Genomic DNA, 20,966 nt, shown 5'->3' with positions numbered 1-20,966 from the left:
CACGCAGGCATCCCGCATGAACACTGACCTCCTCGCCCTTTCCACTGCCATCGGCGACGCCTTGCACGCCCGCGGCCTGCTGCTGGCCACGGCGGAATCGTGCACAGGCGGCGGCGTGGCGCAGGCCGTCACCGATATCTCGGGCTCGAGCGCCTGGTTCGAACGGGGCTTCGTCACCTATTCGAACGGCGCCAAGACCAGCATGCTGGGCGTGCCGGCCGAACTGATCGCCGCGCACGGCGCCGTCAGCGAGGAAGTGGCCGCCGCCATGGCGCAAGGCAGCCTGGCGCACAGCGACGCCCAGGTGGCCGTCTCGACCACGGGTATCGCCGGTCCCACGGGCGGCGTGCCCGGCAAGCCCGTCGGCACCGTCTGCTTCGGCTGGGCCATGGACGGGCGCGTGCTGACGCAACGGCTGGTATTTGCCGGCGACCGCCAGGCCGTGCGCGAGCAGGCCGTGGCGCACGCCCTGCAGGAATTGCTGCGCTTTATCCGCTAATCAAGCCGGCTCGGCGATGCAGGCGCGGTCGCGGCCCGCCTGCTTGGCCGCATACAGGGCGCTGTCGGCGCGCATCAGCAATTCGTGGCGGCCGGCGCCATGGCGCGGATATTCGGCGATGCCGGCGGAAAAGGTGCAACCCGTCAAGCTGTGCGGCGCCTGGCGGATCAGCAGCTGGCGGTAGCGCGCGGCGATATCGTCGATCTTGTGCGCGGCGATCACGCTGTCGGCTTCGCGCAACAGCAGGCAGAATTCCTCGCCGCCATAGCGGCACAGCATGTCGCTGCCGCGCAGCTGGCTTTCCACCAGGCGCGCGAACTGGATCAGCACCTCATCGCCAAAGTTGTGTCCATAGGTATCGTTGACGCGCTTGAAGAAATCCAGGTCGATGATGGCGATGGAGACGGGCGCATCCGCGTCGGCCTCGTGCAGGATGGCGTTCAGGCACGTTTCAAAATGGCGGCGGTTGTACAGGCCCGTCAGGTGGTCGCGCATGGCCTGTTCCTTCAGGCTGTCCTGCAGCGAGTTCACGTGCAGGATCTGGTGCGCCAGTTCGCGGTTCAGGTGCTCCAGCTTGACGTTCTCCGACTCGCGCGCCGCCTGCAGCTCCAGCGCCTTGTCGCGTTCCGCTTTCAGGCTGTGCATTTCCTTTTCCAGGTTGCGCATCAGGCTGCGCGAGGCGCGCGCCGACTTGCTGCTGGCCTCGTAGGCGGCCTGGTATTGCTGCAGGAAGCCATACGCCGTCTGCCATGCGCCCAGCTGGGCGTTGATGTCGGCCAGCCCGCGCAGGATCTGTTGCTGGTGGAACGGATTGCGCGTCCAGCTCAGCAGGCTGTGCGCCTGCGTCAGCGAGGCCAGCGCCTGCGCCGTCTGGCCCGCATGCAAGTCCAGCTTGCCGCGCACCAGCCAGGCATGCATCTGCTCTTCCAGGTCTTGCCCGCGGCGCGCATAGTCCTCGGCGCGCAGCAGCAATTGCAGGGCGCTGGCCGGCCGCTGCAGCAGGATGGCCGCATGCGCGGCGATACAGAACAAAAAGGCGCGCACGGCCAGGTCTTCTTCCGGCCACTCATAAAACGGCTCGACGAGGGCCAGCGCTTCGGCCGGCTTGCCCGTGGCCAGCAGGCACATGGCCAGGTTGGCCGAGACGATGGTTTGCTGGTATTTCAGTTTTTGCGTGCCGATGATGTCGAGCGCCTCGACCAGCAAGGGAATGGCATCCTCGTCATTGCCCAGGTCGTGCTGCGACGAGGCCAGGTTCGACAGGCTGTTGACGCGGTGCGCGGGACTGCCGAAGCGCTCGGCGATATCGAGCGCCAGCAGGAAATTGCGGGGGCCATCCTGCGTGTCGCCACGGTTCAGGGCATCGACGCCGAGCCGCGCGTACAGCATGAATTTATGCAGGGAGTCGGGAATTTGCGCGGCCTGGCTGCGCGCCATCAGGAAATGCTGTTCCGCATCGGCAAATTCGCCGCGCCGGCTCGCATACGCACCCTGCAGGGCGGCCACTTCCATGCCGCCTTCCAGGTCGCCCGTCTGCTGGAAAAAGTCGCGCAAGCGCTCGCACGCCGGTTCCGGCTCGCCCGCGTAATACGCCAGCCAGCAGTGGTTCAGTTCGGCATACGCGCTGCCACGCGCATACTGCTGGCGCTGCGCCGCCGCCAGCGCCATCTGCGCCTGGCGCCGCGCCTGGCGGCGGTTGCCGACCAGGCAAGACAGGGCTTGCTGATTGAGGCGGTCTATGTCGGCTTTATCGAGACTGGAGATCGGCACTACGTCCTCGTTCACACTCTGGGGTGGATTTTTCGCATAAAACTTGCTCTGCATCAATGGTATCCTGATTAACATCATAACCAGATTCGCTCTTCCCCATGGCATATTTGCAAAGGATTGTGGTAAAAATGCCAGTTGCAGTCTGGCCGGGAGCAATCGCCGCTGTCACGGAACTTTTGTAGTCACTGACGCAACAACTTGGAGTAGTCGCAATGCAAAACACGGTACATTTCATCCTGCAGGGCAAGGGTGGCATCGGCAAGACCCTCGTCTCGACCCTGCTGGCGCAATGGATGGGCGGCAAGGACGGCACGCCCCTGCGCTGCTATGACACCGACCAGGAAAACGCCACCTTTTCGCGCTACAAGGCGATGAATGTCAAGCACGTGCCCGTGATGACGGATGCGCGCAACATCGATCCGAAACGCTTCGACGCGCTGATGATCGACATCCTGGAAGAGGACGGCAACTGCGTGGTCGACAACGGCGCGAATACCTTTTCGCCCCTGATGGGCTACCTGCTGGAAAACGACTGCTTTTCCCTGCTGGAAGAATCGGGCCGCAAGGTCTATATCCACACCATCGTCGGCGGCGGCGACACCCTGCACGACACGGCCACGGGCTTCGTGGCCACGGCGCAATCGACGAAGGTGCCGCTGGTGCTATGGCAGAACGAACACTTCGGCCTGCTGCAATCGGCGTCCGGCAAGCAATTCATGGAATCGCAGTCGTACAGCGACAACCGCGCGCGCGTCAAGGGCAGCATCACCCTGAGCCAGCGCAATCCCGACACCTTTGGCGCCGACGTCAAGAAGATGAACACGGCGCGCCTGACGATGCAGGAAGTACTGCAGAACGACAAGTTCAACATCATGGAAAAGCAGCGCATCAAGGTCGTCTACCGCGACATCTTCGAACAACTGGACAAGGTGCAGTGGTAGTGGACCGGCACGCACTGCGCACGCACGTGTTCGACAAGACGGGCATCAGGATCGACGTGGATGACCCGATATTCGCCCTGGTGGCGCTGAACGAGGCGGTACTGGCGGACACCGTCGGGCGCCAGCTGGCCCTGCTGGAGACGGCCACGCAGGCGCTGGCGGCGCAGGCGCGCGCCACGGGCGGCTTGCCGACGCCTGCCCCTGACGCTGCCGCAGGCGCTGCGCAGGCCGCCGTGCCCGCGCCGTCGCCAGCCGGCTTCACGCCGCGCGAGTGGCGCTTGCTGGGCGCGGCCGCCATCGTCTCCATCGCCTGCGCCCTGCTGGTGCTGGGCGGCGCGGCCTTGCTGTATAAAAATGTACCATCGACAACACCTACGCCAGCCACAAGCCAGCCGTAGCACTCTCCCACTCCACCTCTGGAAGCACGCATGAAACCGATCAAACTGCTGGCCATCCCCGCCCTGATGCTGTCGCTGTACGGCGCCCCCCTCACCCTCAGCCACGCCGCCGCTGCGGCCACCGCGACGGGCGCGACAAGCGTGCCGAATATTGCCTACGAAAAATACACGCTGCCGAACGGCCTCGACGTGATTCTCGTGGAAGACCATAAATTGCCCGTCACGGCCGTCAACATCTGGTACCACGTGGGACCGGCCAATGAAGCGCCGGGCCTGACGGGCTTTGCGCATCTGTTCGAGCACATGATGTTTGCCGCCACCAAGCACGTGCCGCGCGGCATGGCCGACCAGTTGCTGGAAGGCGCGGGCGCCACGGATTCAAACGGTAGCACGGATTTCGACCGCACCAATTATTTCGACACGGTGCCGTCGAACCAGCTGGAACTGGCCCTGTGGGCCCATTCCGACCGCATGGGCTACCTGCTTGACGTGCTCGACCAGACGGCCCTGACGAACCAGCAGGACGTGGTGCGCAACGAGCGCCGCCAGAGCGTGGAAAACACGCCGTACGGCATCGTGCAGGAAGCCCTGTACCACCAGCTGTTTCCCAAGACCCATCCGTATTACGCCAGCGTCATCGGTTCGCACGCGGATATCCAGAACGCCAAGCTGGCCGACATCAAGGAGTTCTTTACCAAATACTATGGCCCCAACAACGCCAGCCTGGTGATCGCCGGCGATATCGACAAGGCAAAGACCAAGGAACTGGTCAACAAGTACTTCGGCAGCTTCCAGCGCGGCCCGGCCGTGCCGAAACCCGATGTCGTGACGCCGCCCATCACCCAGGAACGCCGCATCGTGGTGCAGGACCGCGTCGATTTGCCGCGCGTCTACATGGCCTGGCTCACGCCGTCCGCCTACGCCAAGGATGATGCGGAACTGTCGATGGCCGCGCAGATCCTCGCCGGCGGCAAGTCCAGCCGCCTGTACAAGTCCCTCGTGTATGACAAGCAGATCGCCCAGGACGTGGGGGCCAGCCAGGGCTCCAACGCCCTGACGTCCGTCTTCACCATCGACGCCACGGCGCGTCCCGGCCACCGGCCCGAGGAAATCGAGCAAGCCCTGCAGGCGGAGCTGGAACGGCTGCGCGCCCAGGGCCCGACGGAGAAAGAACTGGAGCGGGCGCGCAACAGCATCGAGACCAGCATGCTGAGCCAGGTGGAAAAGATGGGCGGGCACGGCGTGGCCAACCTGCTCAACGAATACAACCAGTACGTGGGCGACCCCGGCTACCTGGCCAAGGATATCGAGCGCTACCGCCAGGTGACGGCGGCCGGCGTGCAGCGCGCCGTCGATCAGTACCTGAAGAACCAGTCGCGCGTGGTGGTGTATGGCGTGCCGGGCAAGCCGGACCTGGGTCCGGAAGTGGCGACGCCGGCGCCGGGCAAGGTCAAGCCGGCGCCAGGCACGGCCATCAATGCGGATGAGCAATGGCGCTACAAGGTGCCGGCCGCCGGCCCCGCGCCGAAGATTGTGCTGCCACAAGGCAAGTCATTCACCCTGAGCAATGGCTTGACGGTGATCCACAACTACAACCCTGCCGTGCCGCTCGTCTCGAGCCAGCTGGTGGTCAAAAGCGGCTCGGGCGCCAATCCGCTGGCGCAGCCCGGCTTGTCGAGTTTTACGGCGCAATTGCTGCAGGAAGGCACAGCCACGCGCAGCGCGCCGCAGATCGCCGATGACGTGGCACAACTGGGCGCTTTCCTCGGCACCGGCTCCGGCACGGACGCCTCGTTTGCCCAGCTGACATCGCTCAAAGCCACCTTCCCGCAAGCGCTCGACGTGCTGGCCGACGTGGTGCAGCATCCGCAATTTCCGCAAGAGGAAGTGGAGCGCCAGCGCGCCAGCCGCATCGGCGAACTGGCGCAGCAGCGTGAAAACGCGGCGGCCGTGGCGGCGCGCGTGGAAGCGGCGGCCCTGTATGGCCCGCAGCATCCCTACGGCTACATCCAGCTGGGCACGGAAACGGCGTTGAAGGCCACCAGCCGCGCCGACCTGCAAGCGTTCTGGCAGCAGCACTATGTGCCGAACAATGCGGCACTGATCGTCTCGGGCGATATCGGCGAAGCGGAATTGAAGGCGCTGGCCGAAGCCAAGTTCGGCGCCTGGAAGGCCGGCACGGTCACGCCAGCCGTGGCGGCGGCACCGGAGACGACGAAGGCGAAATTGATCCTCGTCGACAAGCCCGGCGCGCCGCAGTCGGCCGTGCGCCTGTCGACCATCGCCGTGGCGCGCACGACGCCGGACTATGCGCCGCTGCAAGTGATGAACGCGGCGCTGGGTGGCCTGTTTACCAGCCGCCTGAACACCAACTTGCGCGAAGAAAAGGGCTATACCTACGGCGTGCGCTCGCAGTTCCAGTATCGCCGCCATCCGGGACCGTTCTCGATCGCCGCCGGCGTGCGCACCGATGTGACGGGCCCGGCCGTGTCGGAAACCTTCAAGGAAATCCGCGCCATGATCGCCAGGCCCCTGTCGGCCAAGGAACTGGCGAACGCGCGCAATTCACAGGTGCTGTCGCTGCCGGGCCAGTTCGAGACGAACGCCAGCATCAGCGCCAGCATGGCCAACACGTATATCTACGACCTGGGCCTGGACTACTACACCACCTTGCCGCAGCGCTTTGCCGGCGTGACGGACAAGCAGGTGCAGCAGATGGCGAAGAAATACCTGCAGCCGGAACAGCTGATCGTCATCGGCGTGGGCGACAAGGCCAAGATCGGCCCGCAACTGTCGAAGCTGAAACTGGCGCCCGTGGAAGTGCGCGACGCGGAGGGTGCCGTAAAGTAAGTTCCGGGCTCAGGCCCCGAGGGGGAATGCGTCACGCTGGGACGCATGCCGATTCCGACGGAACTGGCCCCACGCGTTAAAGCTCAGCGGCGCTTGAACAGCGCCGCCGCATCCACCAGCGCCGCGATCGCCACGCCGGCCGTATAGGCGATCAAGTCCATCCAGCCAAAGTGGGAACCGAGCACCAGGTGGCCCAGGGGGTGCGAGCGCAGCTCGACGATCCACGGCGCCTGGTACAGCTGGCCAAATTCCACGCCAAAGCAGATCAGCAGGGACGTCAGCGCCAGCGGCCAGGTGCGCATGCGCGTGGCGATGGCGCCCAGCGCGAAGACGATCATCATGGCCCACAGGGCATCGCCCGGATATTTCCCCAGCGCGGCGGGAAGGAATTGGGGATAGGCGCGCGAGGCCAGGCCCAGCGCGATGACAGCCACGGTCGCGCCCACCTGCAGCAGGCGGCGGCGTTCAGGTTTTACCAGGAACATATTTCCATTCACAGACACGATACGGGCCGAACCATTGCGGCGCGTATTTATTGTATGGCGATATTGTACTGCGCCTGCCGTGCCTGCCTGGCGCATATTTCGCCAAGGCAAGTTCAATCCAATTGCACTTGTTCCGCCAGGAAATCGAGCAAGGCGCGCACGCGCAGCGGCAGATGCCCGCCCTGCCCCACGTACACGGCATGCACTTCCTCGCTGTCGCCCGGATTGCAGTCTTCCAGCACGGCTTGCAAACGGCCGGCCGCGATATCGCCGCGTACCTGGAAGGCGGCCAGGCGCGCCAGTCCCAGTCCCGCCAGCGCCAGTTGCCGCAAGGCTTCGCCATCGCTGGCCTGCGCATTGCCCGTGACGGGCACGACGATGTCGCCGCCGGCCTGGCGCAGCGGCCAGCCCGAGCGCGAGCGCGCGTAATTGGCGTCCAGCAAGTTGTGCGAAGCCAGGTCAGCCGGCAGCAGCGGCGTGCCGCGCCGTGCCAGGTAGCCAGGCGCGGCCACGATCAGCATGCGCGTCTGGCCCAGCTTGCGCGCCATCAGGCTCGAACTGGCCAGGGGACCGGCCCGCACGGCCACGTCCGTGCGCTGCTCGAGGATATCGACCACGGCATCGGTGAGGACGATATCGAGCGTCACGTCCGGATAGCGCTCCAGGAACAGGGGCGCCAGCGGCAATAAAAAATGCTGGCCAAACGGCACGTTGGCGTTGACGCGCACGCGTCCCTGCGGCGTGCCCTGGATGCCTGCGCAGCGCTCGGCTTCGTCCAGGGCGGCCAGCACCTGCACGCCCCGCTCATACAGGCCGCAGCCTTCGGCCGTCAGCTGCAGCTGGCGCGTGGAACGGTTCAGCAGGCGCGCGCCCAGGCGCTGCTCCAGCCGCGACACCAGCTTGCTGACGGCCGAAGGCGTCATGCCGCAGGCCCGCGCGGCCGCCGAAAAGCCGCCCAGTTCGATGACCCTGACAAAGATTTCCAGCTCGCCCGAGCGGTTGACGTCGACTCTGCCCATTGTGAATTCAACTCATAAATGTTCTTCTCTACGACAGTCTAGTGCATAAATGGCGGGAACGGCATCATGGCGCATCCCCTGAACGGAGCCTGACACCATGACTTGCCTGCATGCCTACCCTGCCAGCGCCGCGCTGGCCCTGACCTTGTCCCTGGGCACCGCCCCCGCCAGCGCGGCTGCCCCCGTGGCCGCGCCTCCTGCCGCCGCCTGGCTGTCCAGCTGGACGGCCAGCCCGCAAGCCGTGTGGGGAGCCGATTTCCTCTTTCCCAGCAACGTGCCGGCCGTGCTGCATGACCAGACCGTGCGCCAGGTGGCGCGCGTCAGCGTGGGGGGCCGGCGCGTGCGCATCGTGCTGTCGAACGCGTATGGCAAGCTGCCGCTGCGCATCGGGGCGGCCAGCGTGGCCCTGGCGGAACATGGCTCGGCGATCCAGCCGGACAGCCTGCGCCGCCTGACGTTTGCCGGCCAGCCTGCGGCCACGGTGGCGCCGGGAGCGCCCCTGCTCAGCGATCCCGTCACGCTGTCCGTGCCGGACCTGGCGCGCCTGACGGTGAGCATCCATCTGCCGCAAGCCACGCCGGCCTCCACCTTTCACTGGGACGGGCGCGAAACGGCGTGGCTGGCGCCAGGCGAGCAGACGCACGCCATGCGCATCGATACGCAACAGGCCGGCGTGCAGGCGACGACGGCGCGCTTGTTACTCAGCAGCATACAAGTCGAGGCGGTGCAGGGGGCGCAGGCGGTAGCCATCCTCGGCGATTCGATCACCGATGGCGCCAGCGCCAGCCTGGGACGCGACACGCGCTGGCCCGACGCGCTGGCCGAACGCCTGGCGCCGCACGGCGTGGCCGTGCTGAACGCGGGCATTTCCGGCGGGCGCTTGTTGTCTGATGGCATGGGAGACAATGCCCAGGCGCGCTTCGCCCGCGACGTGCTGGAGCAGCCGGGCGTGCGTACGGTGATCGTGCTGATCGGCATCAATGACATCAGCTGGCCCGGCACGGCGTTCGCGCGGCAGGAAGAGCGGCCCACGCTGGAGGCATTGACGGGTGGCTATGGCCAGCTGATCGCGCAGGCGCGCAGCCGTGGCGTGCGCGTGATCGGCGCCACCCTGACGCCATTTGCCGGTGCGCTGCCGGGCACGCCGCTGGACGACTATTACCAAGTGGAAAAAGACGCGCTGCGCCAGCAGCTCAATGCGTGGATACGCGGCAGCGGCAGCTTCGATGCCGTGCTGGACTTCGACGCCCGGGCGCGCGATCCCGCCCATCCGCTGCGCCTGCTGCCCGCCTACGACTCGGGCGACCACCTGCACCCGGGCGACGCGGGCAACCGCGCGCTGGCCGAGGCGATCGACCTGTCGCTGCTGTTCAAGCAGGATCAGTCGCCCAGCCCTGCGTACAGGGCCGTGCTCAAGTAGCGTTCGCCAAACGACGGGATGATGGTGACGATGTTCTTGCCCGCGTTTTCCGCACGGCGCGCCACCTGCAGCGCGGCCCACAGGGCGGCGCCCGACGAGATGCCCACCAGCAAGCCTTCATCGCTGGCGGCCAGGCGCGCCGTGGCGAACGCGTCGTCATTCTTGACGCAGATGATTTCATCATAGATGGCCGTGTTCAGGATCTGCGGCACGAAACCGGCGCCGATGCCCTGGATCGGATGGGGGCCTTTCGTGCCCTTCGACAGCATCGGCGACGCTTCCGGTTCCACGGCGATCACTTGCAGGCCAGGCTTGCGCTCCTTCAGCACTTCACCGATGCCGGTGATGGTGCCGCCCGTGCCCACGCCGGCGATGACGATGTCGACTTGCCCGTCCGTATCGCGCCAGATTTCCTCGGCCGTCGTGGCGCGGTGGATGGCGGGATTGGCGGGGTTATTGAATTGCTGCAGCATCAGGTAGCGCGGGTCGGCGGCCACCAGTTCCTCGGCCTTGCGGATGGCGCCCAGCATGCCTTCGCTGCCGGGCGTGAGCACCAGCTCGGCGCCGTAGGCGCGCAGCAGGATGCGCCGTTCGCGGCTCATGGTGTCGGGCATGACGAGGGTGCAGCGGTAGCCGCGCGCGGCGCACACCATGGCCAGGGCGATGCCCGTGTTGCCGCTGGTGGGTTCGACGATGACGGTATCGGCATGGATCTTGCCGGCGCTTTCCGCCGCGACGATCATGGACAGGCCGATGCGGTCCTTGACGCTGTGCGCGGGATTGTAGAATTCGAGCTTGGCCAGGATGGTGGCATGGCAGCCGGCGGCGATGCGGTTGATGCGCACCAGGGGGGTGTTGCCGATCAGCTCAGTGACGTCGTTGGCGATGTTCATGGGTGTGGTCTCCACAGCAATTACAGAAGAACCCAGTCTACCGCGTTTTGCCAGCGACGCGCAGCAGCGCCGCTGGCAAAAAAAGCAATTACTTCACGTCCAGCAGTTCCACGTCGAAGATCAGCGCGGAGTTCGGCGGAATGTCGCCATTGCCGGCGCCACGCGGGCCATAGGCCAGTTCGCCTGGAATGATCAGGGTGCGCTTGCCGCCCACTTTCATGCCGGCCACGCCCTGGTCCCAGCCCTTGATGACCATGCCCTTGCCCAGTTGGAAATCGAAGGGGCCACGGCCCACGGAGCTGTCGAACTGCTTGCCGCGCGAATTTTTCGCCAGCGGACGGTACAGCCAGCCCGTGTAGTGCACGGTGACGGTGTTGCCGGCGGACGCTTCCTTGCCCGTGCCGACCTTGTTGTCGATGAGGATCAGCTTGTCGGCAACGGGACCGGGGCTCATCGATACGGCGGAGGCAGGAACAGGGGCTGGCGCCTGTGCCTGCGCCAGCGACGCGGCGACGGAGCAGATCAGGGCAAACAAAACGGAGCTACGCGTCATGATGTATTCTTTCATTGAGTTTCGGTGAGATCCCTGCGGCTAAACATGGCAGGGAACGCCAATGATAGCAAACCGCCGCGACGATATGAAAAACTTGCCAGCCGATTCACACTTACCCCGTTTGTTCTATGCCCTGTGGCCCGACGCCGCCGCGCGCGCGGCCCTGGCCGCCTGGCAAGCCAGCCTTGGCGGCGCGCCCACGCGCCCGGACAAGCTGCACCTGACCCTGGCCTTCCTGGGCCAGCGCCCGGCCAGCGACCTGCCCGCGCTGCTGGGTATCCTGGAGGACATGCCGGCACGCGCCATGCCGCTGGCATTCGACCACGTCAGCCACTTCCCCCGGCTGGCCATCGCCTGGGCCGGCCTGGCACGGCCGTCACCGGCGCTGCTGGCGCTGCGCGGCGCCTGCATGCAGGCATTGGCGGAGCAAGGCCTGGCGCCCCGTTTCGAGCACGACCGCTTTACGCCGCACGTGACCCTGGCGCGCCAGGCGCCGCCGCCGCCGCCCGAACGCCCGGCCCCCGTGCTGTGGCAAGCCAGCGAACTGGTGCTGGTCGAATCGCTGAAAAGCAGCGGCGACTACCGCATCCTGGCCAGCCGCCCATTGACTTAAGCGGCGTCCGGCAAGGCCGTGGCCTTCTCCTGGCGCAAGGTCTTCAGCGCATGGGCGGCCGCCACCATGCCGAAGCTGGCGGTGACCACCACGCTGGAGCCGAAGCCGGCGCAGTTCAGGCCCGTCACGCCAGCCGCGTTGCCATCGATGTCGCAGGCTGCCGCGCTTTCGGGCGTGCTCAGTGGTTCCATGGAAAACACGGCGTCGACATTGAATTTGTTTTTCACGCCACGGGGGAAACCATATTCGGTACGCAACAGTTTCCGGACTCGCTTGAGCAGCGGCTCCTGTTCCGTTTTCGACAGGTCGCGCACGGCTATCAGGGTCGGGTCCGTCTGGCCGCCCGCGCTGCCGATGGTCAGCATGGGAATATTGCGCGCGCGGCAATATGCGATCACGGCCGCTTTCGCCTTGGCATTGTCGATGGCGTCGATCAGGTAATCGAAATCGCGTCCGCCCAGCAATTGATCCAGGTTATCGGGCGCAATGAAGTCTTCGATCTGCGTGACGTGGCAGAACGGGTTGATCAGTTCGATGCGTTCGGCCAGGGCCGTGATCTTGGCCTTGCCGATGGTGTCGCTCATGGCCTGGATCTGGCGGTTGATGTTCGATTCGGCAACATTATCGAGGTCGATCAGGGTCAGGTGGCCGACGGCGCTGCGCGCCAGTGCTTCGACGATCCAGGAACCGACGCCGCCCACGCCGATCACACACACATGGGCCGCGCGGAAACGCGCCAGCGCGGGGGCGCCGTACAGGCGGGCAATGCCGCCGAAACGCCGCTCAAAATCGATCTCGGTCAAGTCCGTGGAAATAAGTTCATTGGTGGAGGTATGCATGCCGCCATTTTAACGGACACTGCGCTGGCGGATATTCTAAAATAGCCGAATAGACACTGCGACAAGGTTCCACTGTCGCCGCGCCCCAACATTGCCCACCATGAGAACACGCCATGACTACCCCCCTGTTCGACTCCGTTCCCGGCTTTGACCAGCCAATCGCCGTGCTCAAGCATTGCCACGACAAGATCCGCAAGCAATTGACGACCCTGCAGAACCTGCTGGGCCATCTGGCGCAGCAGGGCAACACGGAGGAGGCGCGGCAGGCGGCCCAGGCGGTACTAAAATATTTCAACAAGGCCGCCCACCTGCACCACGACGATGAAGAGCAGGACCTGATGCCCATGCTGCAAGCGACCGCCACGGGCGACGACGCGGCGCTGCTGAGCACCCTGGTGCCGGAAATCCTGGCCGACCACCAGCGCATGGACCAGGCCTGGCTGACCCTGCGCCCGGAACTGGACGCCATCGCGGCCGGCACGGGGACGCAGCTGTCCGCCGACGGCGTGCGCGACTATGTTGCCGCCTACCAGGCGCACATGGCCAAGGAAGAGGGACAGCTGGCGCCGATGGCCAAGCGCCTGTTCAGCGCGCAGCAGATGGAACAGCTGGGCACGGCCATGCAGCGCCGCCGCGGCATCGCGCCCGAGCAAGCTGCCGCTGCCGCGCCCGCCGTCCCCGTGCATGACGCCGCCAGCCTGGCCGCCATGCGCATCGACTATGTGCAAAAGCTGCTGTCCGAGCAAGACGTGCAGAGCGACCCCATCGCGCAATTCGAGACCTGGTTCGACGAAGCGCTCAAGGCGCAAGTCAGCGAGCCGAACGCCATGGGCCTGTCGACCGTCAGCGCCGACGGCAAGCCCAGCTCGCGCATCGTGCTGATCAAGCAGTTCGACGAGCGGGGCTTCACCTGGTACACGAACTACCACAGCGACAAGGGCCAGCAGCTGGAACAGAATCCCCACGCGGCCCTGCTGTTCTTCTGGCGCGAACTGGAGCGGCAAGTGCGCATCGAGGGGACGGTGGTGAAAACCACGGCCGCCGAGAGCGACGAATACTTCAATGTGCGTCCCGTGCAGAGCCGCTTGTCGGCGATTGCATCGCAGCAAAGCGCGCCCATCGCCGACCGCGCCGCGCTGGAACGCAATTACGAGGCCGTGGCCGCTGCCATCGGCGACGCCCCGCCGCCGCGTCCGGCCCACTGGGGCGGCTACCGCTTGCAGCCGGAACGCATCGAGTTCTGGCAGGGACGCCGCTCGCGCTTCCACGACCGCATCGTGTACACGCGCGGTGCGGACGGGCAATGGAGCATGCAGCGCCTGCAACCGTAAATACGCGGCGCAAAGCAAACTCGGCAATATAGGTGTAGCCTATACGGTGTAGTGCTTAGATCATTGTTTCTCAATTTGCGGCCGCGTCAGCGGCCGCTTCATTGGAGGCCATTTTGTTTGTACAAAACCAACTCAAGTCCTGGATCGCCGGCATCCGCAGCAAGACCGCCTTGCCGTTGCGCATAGAATTGTGGAATGGCCAGCAGGTTGACCTGTCCAGCGAAGCGCCCAGGGTCACCATCCGCCTGCCGACCGCCGCTTCGGCCCGCTATCTGCTGAATCCATCGCTGGCCAACCTGGGCTCGGCCTATGTGGAAGGCAATATCGAGGTCAAGGGCAAGGCGATGGACATGATCGCCATCTGCAATGCGCTGGCGCGCAGCACGCTCAAGCCGGAAGGCAAGCTGGCCCGCATCGTGCGCAGCTTTACGCACGACAAAAGCAAGGACGCCGAGGCCATCCGTTATCACTACGATGTGTCGAATGCCTTCTACGAATACTTCCTCGACCCCGCCCTCGTCTACTCCTGCGCCTACTTTGAAAATGGCGATGAGACCCTGGCCCAGGCGCAAGTCAAGAAGATCGACCATATCCTGAAGAAAATCCAGTTGCAGCCAGGCCAGACGCTGCTCGACATCGGCTGCGGCTGGGGCGCCCTGGTCATCCGTGCGGCGCAGCAATACGGCGCCCGCTGCGTGGGCGTGACCCTGTCGGAAAACCAGTACGCGCTGGCGCGCGAGCGCGTGGCCGCCGCCGGCCTCGAGCACCTGATCGAGATCCGCCTGCAAGACTACCGCGACGTCACGGGCCAGTTCGACCGCATCACCAGCGTGGGCATGTTCGAGCACGTGGGCCTGAAACATTTGCCCGAGTATTTCGCCATCATCAACAAACTGCTGGCGCCGGACGGCATGGCCATGAACCATGGCATCACTTCCACCGACCCGGACAATGGAGAAACGCCGTATGGCGGCGGCGAATTCATTGAAAAATACGTGTTTCCGCACGGTGAACTGGCGCACATCGGCAATGTGCTGAAAACCATGCAGCAAGGGGGGCTGGAAGCGCTGGACGTAGAAAACCTGCGCCGCCACTATGCGCGCACCTGCGCCCTGTGGACGGAAAACTTCGAAGCCAATGCCGAGCAGATCCGTCCGCTGGCAGGCGAGCGCCGCTTCCGCATCTGGCACGTCTACCTGGCCGGCTGCGCCTACGCCTTCGAACAGGATTTGATCAGCCTGTACCAGATCGTCTGCGTGAAGGCGGGACGCCGCTCCTCCACCCTGCCATGGTCGCGCAACTACATGTATGAAAAAAGCGCGAGTCCGGCGCCGGCGCCGGTGCTGCCGGCATGATCGCAGGCAGGCGCCCGGCACGCCGCCGGGCGCCTCATTTCACGCGGTGCGCATACATGGCGCGGAATTTCTCCACCTTCGGCGCGACGACACAGGCGCAATAGCCCTGCAGCGGATGCTGCGCGACGTAATGCTGGTGGTATTCCTCGGCCGGGTAATAGGGCTGCGCGGGCGCCAGCTGCGTGACGATGGGCGCGTCCCACACGCCGGCCATCTCGGCGAGTACCTTGCGCGCCACGCTTTCCTGCTGGGCCGACTGGTAATAGATGACGGAGCGATATTGCGTTCCGATATCGTTGCCCTGCCGGTTCAGGGTGGTGGGATCGTGTATCGTGAAGAATATTTCCAGCAAGTCGTGATAGCTGATGATGGCGGGATCGAATTCCAGGCGCACCACTTCCGCGTGGCCCGTTTCCCCCGTGCAGATCTGCTCGTACGTGGGATGCGGCACGGCGCCGCCCGTATAGCCGGCCTCGACGCGCGTCACGCCCCGCGCTTCCTGATACACGGCTTCCAGGCACCAAAAGCAACCGCCGCCCAATACCGCAACGTCTGTCTGTCCAGTCATGATGTCCTCCCGCGTGTCGCCCATCCAGGGCCGCTGCCGGCCTTGAAAACCTGAAAATACTTGCCTCTCGCATCACTGTAGCGCAAAGCGGCACGGTTTGCAGCGCCGCTTGAAACGGCGCGTGGGACACCGCACATAAGGGCATGCCGGCCAGGATTGCGCTGGCGTGGCCGATTTTTGGCATAATGGCAGCAAATAGACAGGTCTCCCATGAACACACGCTCTCCCCGCGCGCCAGCGCAAGAATTCGATACGACACATTTTCGCCAAGCACTGTCACAGTTTGCCACCGGCGTGACGGTGATTACCACGCGCCTGGCCGACGGCAGTTTCCGCGGCCTCACGGCCAGTTCCTTCAATTCCGTCTCGCTGTCGCCGCCGCTTGTGCTGTGGAGCCTGGGATCGGTGGCCAACAGCATGCCGATTTTCAGCGGCAACTCGCATTACGTGATCAATGTCCTCGGTGCCGACCAGGCGGAACTGGCGCAGCGCTTTTCGCGCCGCACGCCGAATCCCTTCGACGGCGTCGACTATGAACTGTCGCGCACGGGCCAGCCCATCCTGAAAGGCGCATCGGCCTGGTTCGAATGCCACAACCGCAGCCGCTACCCGGAAGGCGACCACGTGATTTTCGTGGGCGAAGTGGAACAATGCGCGTTTGCTTCGCAGCCCCCCTTGATCTTCCATAACGGCCAGTTCAATACACCGCCGGCCTGAACGGGCAAAAAAAAATCCGCCGCAGCGGATTTTTTTGCATTACAGGGTGAAGTTGTAGCCGATGCTGACGCTCACGGCGAGCGGGTCGAGCTTGATGTCCTGCGTCTGCCCCGTCGAGAATTTCGCCTTGGTTTTCAGGAACGTCTTGACCACGGCCACGTCGGCAAACCAGCGCTCGTTGATGGCCAGGGTGCTGCCAACCACCAGGCTGCCTGCCAGCTTGTTGTCCATGCGGTAGGTGACGGGCGCTCCACCCGGATCCAGCAAGGCCGTCATCTGGCCCGAGCCTTTTTCCTTCTGGAAATAAGCATACGTCAGGCCCGCGCCCACGTAAGGGCGGATCTTCGCGGTCGGCTGGAAGAAACGGTACTGGATGAAGGCCGTCGGCGGCAAGGCTTCCGCCGTGCCCAGCTTGCCCGTGCCCTTGATGGCGCCATCGCCGATCAGGTCATGCTTGTACGGCACGCCCAGGATCATTTCAGCGGAAATATTATCCGTGATCATGTAGGCAAAAGTCAGGATGGGCTTGGTATCCGACTTGACGTCGGCTTTCGTGCCCGGCAGGGCCGGCGCGGAAATGTCGCCGCTGTCCACGTGCGGCGTGATCTTGTTGAGGCCGACCTTGGCCATCCAGGTGCCTGCGCTTTGCGCCGAAGCGCCCGTCGCCATGACCATCGCGGCAGCCGCGGCCAGCACGCGTACGGCGGTATTCAAACGATTCTTCATCTTGTCTCCTGATTCATTGTGTGCGGAGTGTTCCGCTATCGATTCCTGTCGCTGCCAGCGCCAGCCACGCCCCGGCGGCGTAGCTGGCGCAGCCATTCCTTACAGCCAGCCCCGCACAACCATGTCCTTGGCCACGTAGCGGGCCAGCAGCAGGTTGTTGAACGGCGTCGGATGCACATCGTCGGCATACGCGTAGTGGCTGACATCGCCTGCTTTCAGATTCGTGGCATTGCAGACCAGCGAGCTGCCCAGGAAATTCTTCGCCGCGCTCAGGTCGCACGCCGTCTCCGTGACGTTGGTCAAGCCGTACGGGCCAGGGTTGACGCCCTGGTCATGGCTGACGGCAAACACGTCGACCAGCAAGACTTTCGCGTTGCCATTCAAGCCGGTGCTCAGCTCGCCGTTGAAGGCGCTGACCATGGCATTGATGAGGGCCTTGGTATTGGCATCCTTGCTCAAGCCCGATGGCGTACCGGCCACGTCCGGCAGGTTGTTGACCACCACATAGTTGGCGCCCTTGGCAATGATCTGATCCTTGATCAGCGCCACCAGCTCCGTGCCAGCCTGTTTCATGGCACCAACCAGTGCAGGACCATTCGCCGCGGCGTAGTCGGCACCGGCCTTGGCGCCTGCGGCGGCACCGGCGGCGTTGCCCGTGACGGTCGCATCGGCTTGCGCCTTGGCGACGAGCGGGCCATACACGGCTGGCGAAGCGACTGCCGTGTTGCCGGCAATGACGGCAGCCTGCACGGCGGCACCGACGATCGTTGCCGAGGTGGCGCCTGGGGCTGCAGCGGCGGCCGCCACGGCCGCGCCGATGGCTTGCGCCGCCGTGGCGGGGTTGGGGGCGCCGGCCGCCAGGGCCGCGACCAGATTGGCGGCAAAGGCTTTCGCGCCAGCATCGGCACCGGCAGCAGCGCCAGCCGTCTGGCCAGCAACGGTGGCCTTCGCTTGCAAATCGCCCAGCAGGAACAGCACGTCGTTACCGCCGGCCATCACGAACACGGCTTCCGTGCCGCTGAACTTGCCGCCGGAAACAGCCAGGTGGTTCGCGATCTGCGTCACCACGGGCACGGTCAAGGCGCCCAGCGCACTGCCCGTCAACTTGTTGTTCGGACCGATGGGGTTGGTGACGCGCGAACCGCCCATCGCGTAGCCGAAGCAGCCGGCATGCTTGACGCGCGGGGCCTGCAGGGTGGGAATGCTGCCTTCCAGGCCCGTTTCTGCAGCGCATGGCGCCGGCAAGCCGAATTGCGCGGCCAGGTGCTCAGTCCAGTTCTTGCCCGTCAGTTCAGGATTGATCTTGGTATTGTCGCCATTGATGGTGAATTTGCCGCCACCGCTCGCCGCCACGCCGGCGACGGCATACGAACCGACATCGGACAGGCTGTCGCCAAACGACACCTGTGCCGTGTATTTGACCTTCAAGGTTTGATCACCGCCGCTAGAGCCGCCGCAACCTGCCAGGACAGCCGCCGCCAGCACGGCCAGCGCGAATTTTGTTTGATGCATTTTGTCTCCTCGAGTCTCTTTTTTGGTTTCTAAACGAACGGGCGTGCTATTCGCTACCCAACTAATATGCCATCGTTCCTTGGGCTTGTATAGAAAATATGCTTTAAAAATCAACTAAATAACAACACCGCCTGCGCCCTGCCGCGACAGGGCGATCGAATCAATTATGGAGGATTTAAGATGTTTCGTGGCAAGCATCTCTATTGCGCTGCATCAAGAAAAAGCCCCTTGCGGGGCTTTTTTCATGCGGATAGAAATTGCTGCAAGATACCACTTGAGCCGAACGCGGCACGCCGCAAACGGTCATTGATGCCCAGCCACTCGGGGCCGGTGGGTGGCGCTTCGACGAGGATCAATTCGGCGCCGACCTGGTCCATCGTGCGCAGCGAGGCGTACAGCGCGTGCGCGTAGCTTTCCGGGCTGGCGGCCAGGCGCACGCTGGCGCTGGCCGGCGGCATGTCCGAATAATGGATCAGGGCCACGCGGCGCCCGTCATTGAGCAACCGGTTGAGCGTTTCGCCCAGCGCGTCGCTGTGCTGCATCGCAACAGGCGTGTGTGGCGCGTAATGCGATTCCAGCGTGCCCGAGGCGCGTGGCGCGGCCGCATCGGCCATGGCCGGCGCGCGGCCAATCACGGCGGCAATCTGTTCACTGCTGATATGGCCGGGACGCAACAGCACGGGGCCATGCGTGGCCAGGCGCGACAGGTCGACGATGGTCGATTCGATGCCGACCGCGCTTTGGCCGCCATCGAGCACCGCGCCCAGCAAGCCGCTGTCCAGTTCCGCCGCGAATTCATCGCGCACGTGCTGCGCCGTGGTGGGGCTGACATTGCCGAATTTGTTGGCCGACGGCGCCGCCAGGCCGCCGTTGCCGCCCTTGAAGGTGCGTAGCAATGCGATAGCCACCGGATGCGACGGGCAGCGCAGGCCCACCGTGTCCTGGCCGCCGGACACGGCATCGGGAATGTGCGCGGCGCGCTTGACGATCAGGGTCAGCGGGCCGGGCCAGAAGGCGGCCACCAGCTGCCGCGCTTCCACGGGAAGTTCGTCGGACCAGTGCGCCAGGTCGGCGCCGGGCGCCACGTGCACGATCACGGGATGGTCGGATGGCCGTCCCTTGGCTTCATAGATGCGCGCCACGGCGGCCGGATTTTCCGCATCGGCGCCCAGGCCGTACACGGTTTCCGTCGGGAAAGCGACGAGGCCGCCCGCTTCCAGTACGGCGGCGGCCGCTTCCAGGTCGTGTGTCGGCACGCTCACGGCGCAATTCCCAGGATCAGGCAAGCGTCGTGCAGGCGCTGCTGCGCTTCCGGCAAGGTGGGCGCGACCAGGGTCAGATGGCCCATCTTGCGGCCACGGCGCGGGTCGTCCTTGCCGTACAGGTGCAGGCAGGCGCCCGGCAGCGCCAGGATACGCTCCCAGGCCGGTTCGCTGGCCACGTCGCTGCCGTCGGCAAACCAGGCGTCGCCCAGGATATTGAGCATGACGGCAGGCGAATGCTGGCGCACGTCGCCCAGCGGCAAGCGCGCCATGGCCCGCACCTGCTGCGCGAACTGGCTGGTGACGCAGGCATCCATCGTGTAGTGGCCGCTGTTGTGCGGACGCGGGGCCATTTCGTTGACCACCAGGCTGCCGTCTTCCAGCACGAAAAATTCGATGCACAGCACGCCGACATAGCCGAGCTCGGCAACCATGGCTTGCGCCGCGCGCTGCGCGCGGGCGGCGCTTTCCTCGGAGACATTCGGACCCGGCACGGTGGTCGTAAACAGGACGCCATCGCGGTGCACGTTTTCGGCGATCGGATACACGACCGAAGCGCCATCGGCGCCGCGCGCCGTCAGCACGGACACTTCATACGCCAGCGGCAGCATTTTTTCCAGCAGGCAGGTGACCTGCCCCATTTCCGCGAATGCGGCACGCACGTCGTCGCGCGTGCGCACGCGGAACTGGCCCTTGCCGTCATAGCCCATGCGCACGGTCTTCAGGATGCCGGGCAGCAAGTCGTCGCCGATGGCATCGATATCGTCCTGCGTGGCGATGACCATGTGCGGCGCCGGCAGCACGCCCGACTTGCCGGCACAGTCGACAAAGAAACGCTTTTCCGCGATGCGGTCTTGCGCCACCGACACGCCGTGCGCATTCGGCGCCACGAAGACGTGGCTGGCCAGGCGCGACAGGCTGCCGGCCGGCACGTTCTCGAATTCCGTGGTGACGGCCAGGCACTGCGCGGCCAGCGCGTCGAGGCCGGCCACGTCGTCATACGCGGCATTGATCAGGCGCTGCGCCACCTGCCCCGCAGGGCAGGTGGCGGCCGGTTCCAGAACAGGTTCAAGAACTGCAACCTGATAGCCCATGCTCTGGGCGGCCTGGGCAAACATGCGGCCCAGCTGGCCGCCGCCCATCACGCCCAGCCACGCCGGTGGATTAGCGGCGGGCAGCAATGGAGAAGTCAATTTACTATTCATTATTTTTTCA

General features: G+C 65.0%; 20 protein-coding genes. 9 read left to right on the top strand and 11 right to left on the bottom strand.

Annotation, left to right across the window (positions count from 1 at the left end):
- Positions 1 to 16: 16 nt before the first annotated feature.
- On the top strand, positions 17 to 499 hold the full coding sequence (locus tag ACZ92H_RS08850; RefSeq protein ID WP_131373463.1) for a CinA family protein: 483 nt from the start codon (positions 17 to 19) through the stop codon (positions 497 to 499).
- Here the strand turns inward: ACZ92H_RS08850 and ACZ92H_RS08845 are convergent, their stop codons facing one another.
- Entirely contained in the window at positions 500 to 2,269 is a 1,770-nt protein-coding gene (locus ACZ92H_RS08845) for a GGDEF domain-containing protein (RefSeq protein WP_465049029.1), read from the bottom strand. It abuts the gene before it with no gap.
- A gap of 212 nt (positions 2,270 to 2,481) precedes the next feature.
- Here ACZ92H_RS08845 and ACZ92H_RS08840 point away from each other — a divergent pair, with 212 nt between their 5' ends.
- From ACZ92H_RS08840 to ACZ92H_RS08830, 3 genes are read left to right on the top strand one after another with little or no spacing between them, the layout of a single operon-like run.
- A complete protein-coding gene (locus ACZ92H_RS08840; protein WP_131373461.1) occupies positions 2,482 to 3,210 on the top strand; it encodes a P-loop NTPase family protein in 729 nt (242 codons plus the stop codon).
- A complete protein-coding gene (locus ACZ92H_RS08835) occupies positions 3,210 to 3,608 on the top strand; it encodes a hypothetical protein (protein WP_465049028.1) in 399 nt (132 codons plus the stop codon). The genes ACZ92H_RS08840 and ACZ92H_RS08835 overlap by 1 nt, the downstream gene beginning before the upstream one ends.
- Before the next feature lie 30 nt (positions 3,609 to 3,638).
- The gene (locus ACZ92H_RS08830) at positions 3,639 to 6,458 is read left to right on the top strand and encodes a M16 family metallopeptidase (RefSeq protein ID WP_465049027.1); all 2,820 of its coding nucleotides are present in this window, start codon (positions 3,639 to 3,641) and stop codon (positions 6,456 to 6,458) included.
- Between the two features lie 83 nt (positions 6,459 to 6,541).
- Here the strand turns inward: ACZ92H_RS08830 and ACZ92H_RS08825 are convergent, their stop codons facing one another.
- A complete protein-coding gene (locus ACZ92H_RS08825; protein ID WP_131373458.1) occupies positions 6,542 to 6,943 on the bottom strand; it encodes a ribosomal maturation YjgA family protein in 402 nt (133 codons plus the stop codon).
- Positions 6,944 to 7,056: 113 nt separating this feature from the next.
- On the bottom strand, positions 7,057 to 7,962 hold the full coding sequence (locus tag ACZ92H_RS08820; RefSeq protein ID WP_131373457.1) for a LysR family transcriptional regulator: 906 nt from the start codon (positions 7,960 to 7,962) through the stop codon (positions 7,057 to 7,059).
- A gap of 97 nt (positions 7,963 to 8,059) precedes the next feature.
- On the opposite strand from ACZ92H_RS08820, the gene ACZ92H_RS08815 reads away from it, so the two are divergent.
- Positions 8,060 to 9,382 (top strand): SGNH/GDSL hydrolase family protein, encoded by a 1,323-nt coding sequence (locus tag ACZ92H_RS08815; protein WP_465049026.1) that lies wholly within the window; start codon positions 8,060 to 8,062, stop codon positions 9,380 to 9,382.
- Here ACZ92H_RS08815 and cysK read toward each other — a convergent pair.
- Positions 9,343 to 10,275 (bottom strand): cysteine synthase A, encoded by a 933-nt coding sequence (gene cysK / locus ACZ92H_RS08810; protein WP_131373455.1) that lies wholly within the window; start codon positions 10,273 to 10,275, stop codon positions 9,343 to 9,345. The two genes, ACZ92H_RS08815 and cysK, sit on opposite strands and share 40 nt — an antisense overlap.
- A gap of 88 nt (positions 10,276 to 10,363) precedes the next feature.
- Entirely contained in the window at positions 10,364 to 10,828 is a 465-nt protein-coding gene (locus ACZ92H_RS08805; protein WP_092796714.1) for an FKBP-type peptidyl-prolyl cis-trans isomerase, read from the bottom strand.
- An 85-nt stretch (positions 10,829 to 10,913) separates the two neighbouring features.
- Between ACZ92H_RS08805 and thpR the strand changes: the two genes are divergently transcribed.
- Positions 10,914 to 11,441 carry an RNA 2',3'-cyclic phosphodiesterase gene (thpR, locus tag ACZ92H_RS08800; RefSeq protein WP_465049024.1) on the top strand — a complete coding sequence of 176 codons (528 nt, stop codon included), beginning with the start codon at positions 10,914 to 10,916 and terminating at the stop codon, positions 11,439 to 11,441.
- Here thpR and ACZ92H_RS08795 read toward each other — a convergent pair.
- A complete protein-coding gene (locus tag ACZ92H_RS08795; RefSeq protein WP_465049023.1) occupies positions 11,438 to 12,280 on the bottom strand; it encodes a tRNA threonylcarbamoyladenosine dehydratase in 843 nt (280 codons plus the stop codon). The genes thpR and ACZ92H_RS08795 overlap by 4 nt on opposite strands.
- A gap of 113 nt (positions 12,281 to 12,393) precedes the next feature.
- Between ACZ92H_RS08795 and pdxH the strand changes: the two genes are divergently transcribed.
- Entirely contained in the window at positions 12,394 to 13,611 is a 1,218-nt protein-coding gene (pdxH, locus tag ACZ92H_RS08790) for a pyridoxamine 5'-phosphate oxidase (protein WP_465049022.1), read from the top strand.
- A 113-nt stretch (positions 13,612 to 13,724) separates the two neighbouring features.
- Complete coding sequence (locus ACZ92H_RS08785; protein ID WP_465049021.1) at positions 13,725 to 14,966, top strand: class I SAM-dependent methyltransferase; 1,242 nt, start codon at positions 13,725 to 13,727, stop codon at positions 14,964 to 14,966.
- A gap of 34 nt (positions 14,967 to 15,000) precedes the next feature.
- On the opposite strand, the gene msrA is transcribed toward ACZ92H_RS08785, so the two are convergent.
- The gene (msrA, locus tag ACZ92H_RS08780; protein WP_465049020.1) at positions 15,001 to 15,534 is read right to left on the bottom strand and encodes a peptide-methionine (S)-S-oxide reductase MsrA; all 534 of its coding nucleotides are present in this window, start codon (positions 15,532 to 15,534) and stop codon (positions 15,001 to 15,003) included.
- Between the two features lie 210 nt (positions 15,535 to 15,744).
- Between msrA and ACZ92H_RS08775 the strand changes: the two genes are divergently transcribed.
- Positions 15,745 to 16,251 carry a flavin reductase family protein gene (locus tag ACZ92H_RS08775; RefSeq protein ID WP_131373449.1) on the top strand — a complete coding sequence of 169 codons (507 nt, stop codon included), beginning with the start codon at positions 15,745 to 15,747 and terminating at the stop codon, positions 16,249 to 16,251.
- A 39-nt stretch (positions 16,252 to 16,290) separates the two neighbouring features.
- On the opposite strand, the gene ACZ92H_RS08770 is transcribed toward ACZ92H_RS08775, so the two are convergent.
- From ACZ92H_RS08770 to ACZ92H_RS08755, 4 genes are all read right to left on the bottom strand, one after another.
- Positions 16,291 to 16,977 carry an OmpW/AlkL family protein gene (locus tag ACZ92H_RS08770; protein WP_465049019.1) on the bottom strand — a complete coding sequence of 229 codons (687 nt, stop codon included), beginning with the start codon at positions 16,975 to 16,977 and terminating at the stop codon, positions 16,291 to 16,293.
- Between the two features lie 99 nt (positions 16,978 to 17,076).
- Positions 17,077 to 18,489 carry an SGNH/GDSL hydrolase family protein gene (locus ACZ92H_RS08765; protein ID WP_465049018.1) on the bottom strand — a complete coding sequence of 471 codons (1,413 nt, stop codon included), beginning with the start codon at positions 18,487 to 18,489 and terminating at the stop codon, positions 17,077 to 17,079.
- Positions 18,490 to 18,731: 242 nt separating this feature from the next.
- Positions 18,732 to 19,751: an L-threonylcarbamoyladenylate synthase gene (locus tag ACZ92H_RS08760; RefSeq protein ID WP_131373447.1), complete on the bottom strand. Its 1,020-nt coding sequence runs from the start codon at positions 19,749 to 19,751 to the stop codon at positions 18,732 to 18,734.
- Positions 19,748 to 20,956, bottom strand: coding sequence for a 5-(carboxyamino)imidazole ribonucleotide synthase (locus tag ACZ92H_RS08755; protein WP_465049016.1), 1,209 nt, complete (start codon positions 20,954 to 20,956; stop codon positions 19,748 to 19,750). The genes ACZ92H_RS08760 and ACZ92H_RS08755 overlap by 4 nt, the downstream gene beginning before the upstream one ends.
- Between the last annotated feature and the right edge of the window lie 10 nt (positions 20,957 to 20,966).

The organism is Janthinobacterium foliorum, assembly GCF_978021625.1.
The sequence above is the reverse complement of the archived record's forward strand: the minus strand, read 5'-3'. Positions and strand labels throughout refer to the sequence as shown.

Excerpts from the sequence above, each read along its gene's own strand:
- ACZ92H_RS08850 (WP_131373463.1), top strand. The coding sequence starts at position 17 with ATGAACACTGACCTCCTCGCCCTTTCCACTGCCATCGGCGACGCCTTG.
- ACZ92H_RS08840 (WP_131373461.1), top strand. The coding sequence starts at position 2,482 with ATGCAAAACACGGTACATTTCATCCTGCAGGGCAAGGGTGGCATCGGC.
- ACZ92H_RS08830 (WP_465049027.1), top strand. The coding sequence starts at position 3,639 with ATGAAACCGATCAAACTGCTGGCCATCCCCGCCCTGATGCTGTCGCTG.
- ACZ92H_RS08825 (WP_131373458.1), bottom strand. The coding sequence starts at position 6,943 with ATGTTCCTGGTAAAACCTGAACGCCGCCGCCTGCTGCAGGTGGGCGCG.
- ACZ92H_RS08820 (WP_131373457.1), bottom strand. The coding sequence starts at position 7,962 with ATGGGCAGAGTCGACGTCAACCGCTCGGGCGAGCTGGAAATCTTTGTC.
- ACZ92H_RS08815 (WP_465049026.1), top strand. The coding sequence starts at position 8,060 with ATGACTTGCCTGCATGCCTACCCTGCCAGCGCCGCGCTGGCCCTGACC.
- cysK (WP_131373455.1), bottom strand. The coding sequence starts at position 10,275 with ATGAACATCGCCAACGACGTCACTGAGCTGATCGGCAACACCCCCCTG.
- ACZ92H_RS08805 (WP_092796714.1), bottom strand. The coding sequence starts at position 10,828 with ATGACGCGTAGCTCCGTTTTGTTTGCCCTGATCTGCTCCGTCGCCGCG.
- thpR (WP_465049024.1), top strand. The coding sequence starts at position 10,914 with ATGAAAAACTTGCCAGCCGATTCACACTTACCCCGTTTGTTCTATGCC.
- ACZ92H_RS08795 (WP_465049023.1), bottom strand. The coding sequence starts at position 12,280 with ATGCATACCTCCACCAATGAACTTATTTCCACGGACTTGACCGAGATC.
- pdxH (WP_465049022.1), top strand. The coding sequence starts at position 12,394 with ATGACTACCCCCCTGTTCGACTCCGTTCCCGGCTTTGACCAGCCAATC.
- msrA (WP_465049020.1), bottom strand. The coding sequence starts at position 15,534 with ATGACTGGACAGACAGACGTTGCGGTATTGGGCGGCGGTTGCTTTTGG.
- ACZ92H_RS08775 (WP_131373449.1), top strand. The coding sequence starts at position 15,745 with ATGAACACACGCTCTCCCCGCGCGCCAGCGCAAGAATTCGATACGACA.
- ACZ92H_RS08770 (WP_465049019.1), bottom strand. The coding sequence starts at position 16,977 with ATGAAGAATCGTTTGAATACCGCCGTACGCGTGCTGGCCGCGGCTGCC.
- ACZ92H_RS08765 (WP_465049018.1), bottom strand. The coding sequence starts at position 18,489 with ATGCATCAAACAAAATTCGCGCTGGCCGTGCTGGCGGCGGCTGTCCTG.
- ACZ92H_RS08755 (WP_465049016.1), bottom strand. The coding sequence starts at position 20,956 with ATGAATAGTAAATTGACTTCTCCATTGCTGCCCGCCGCTAATCCACCG.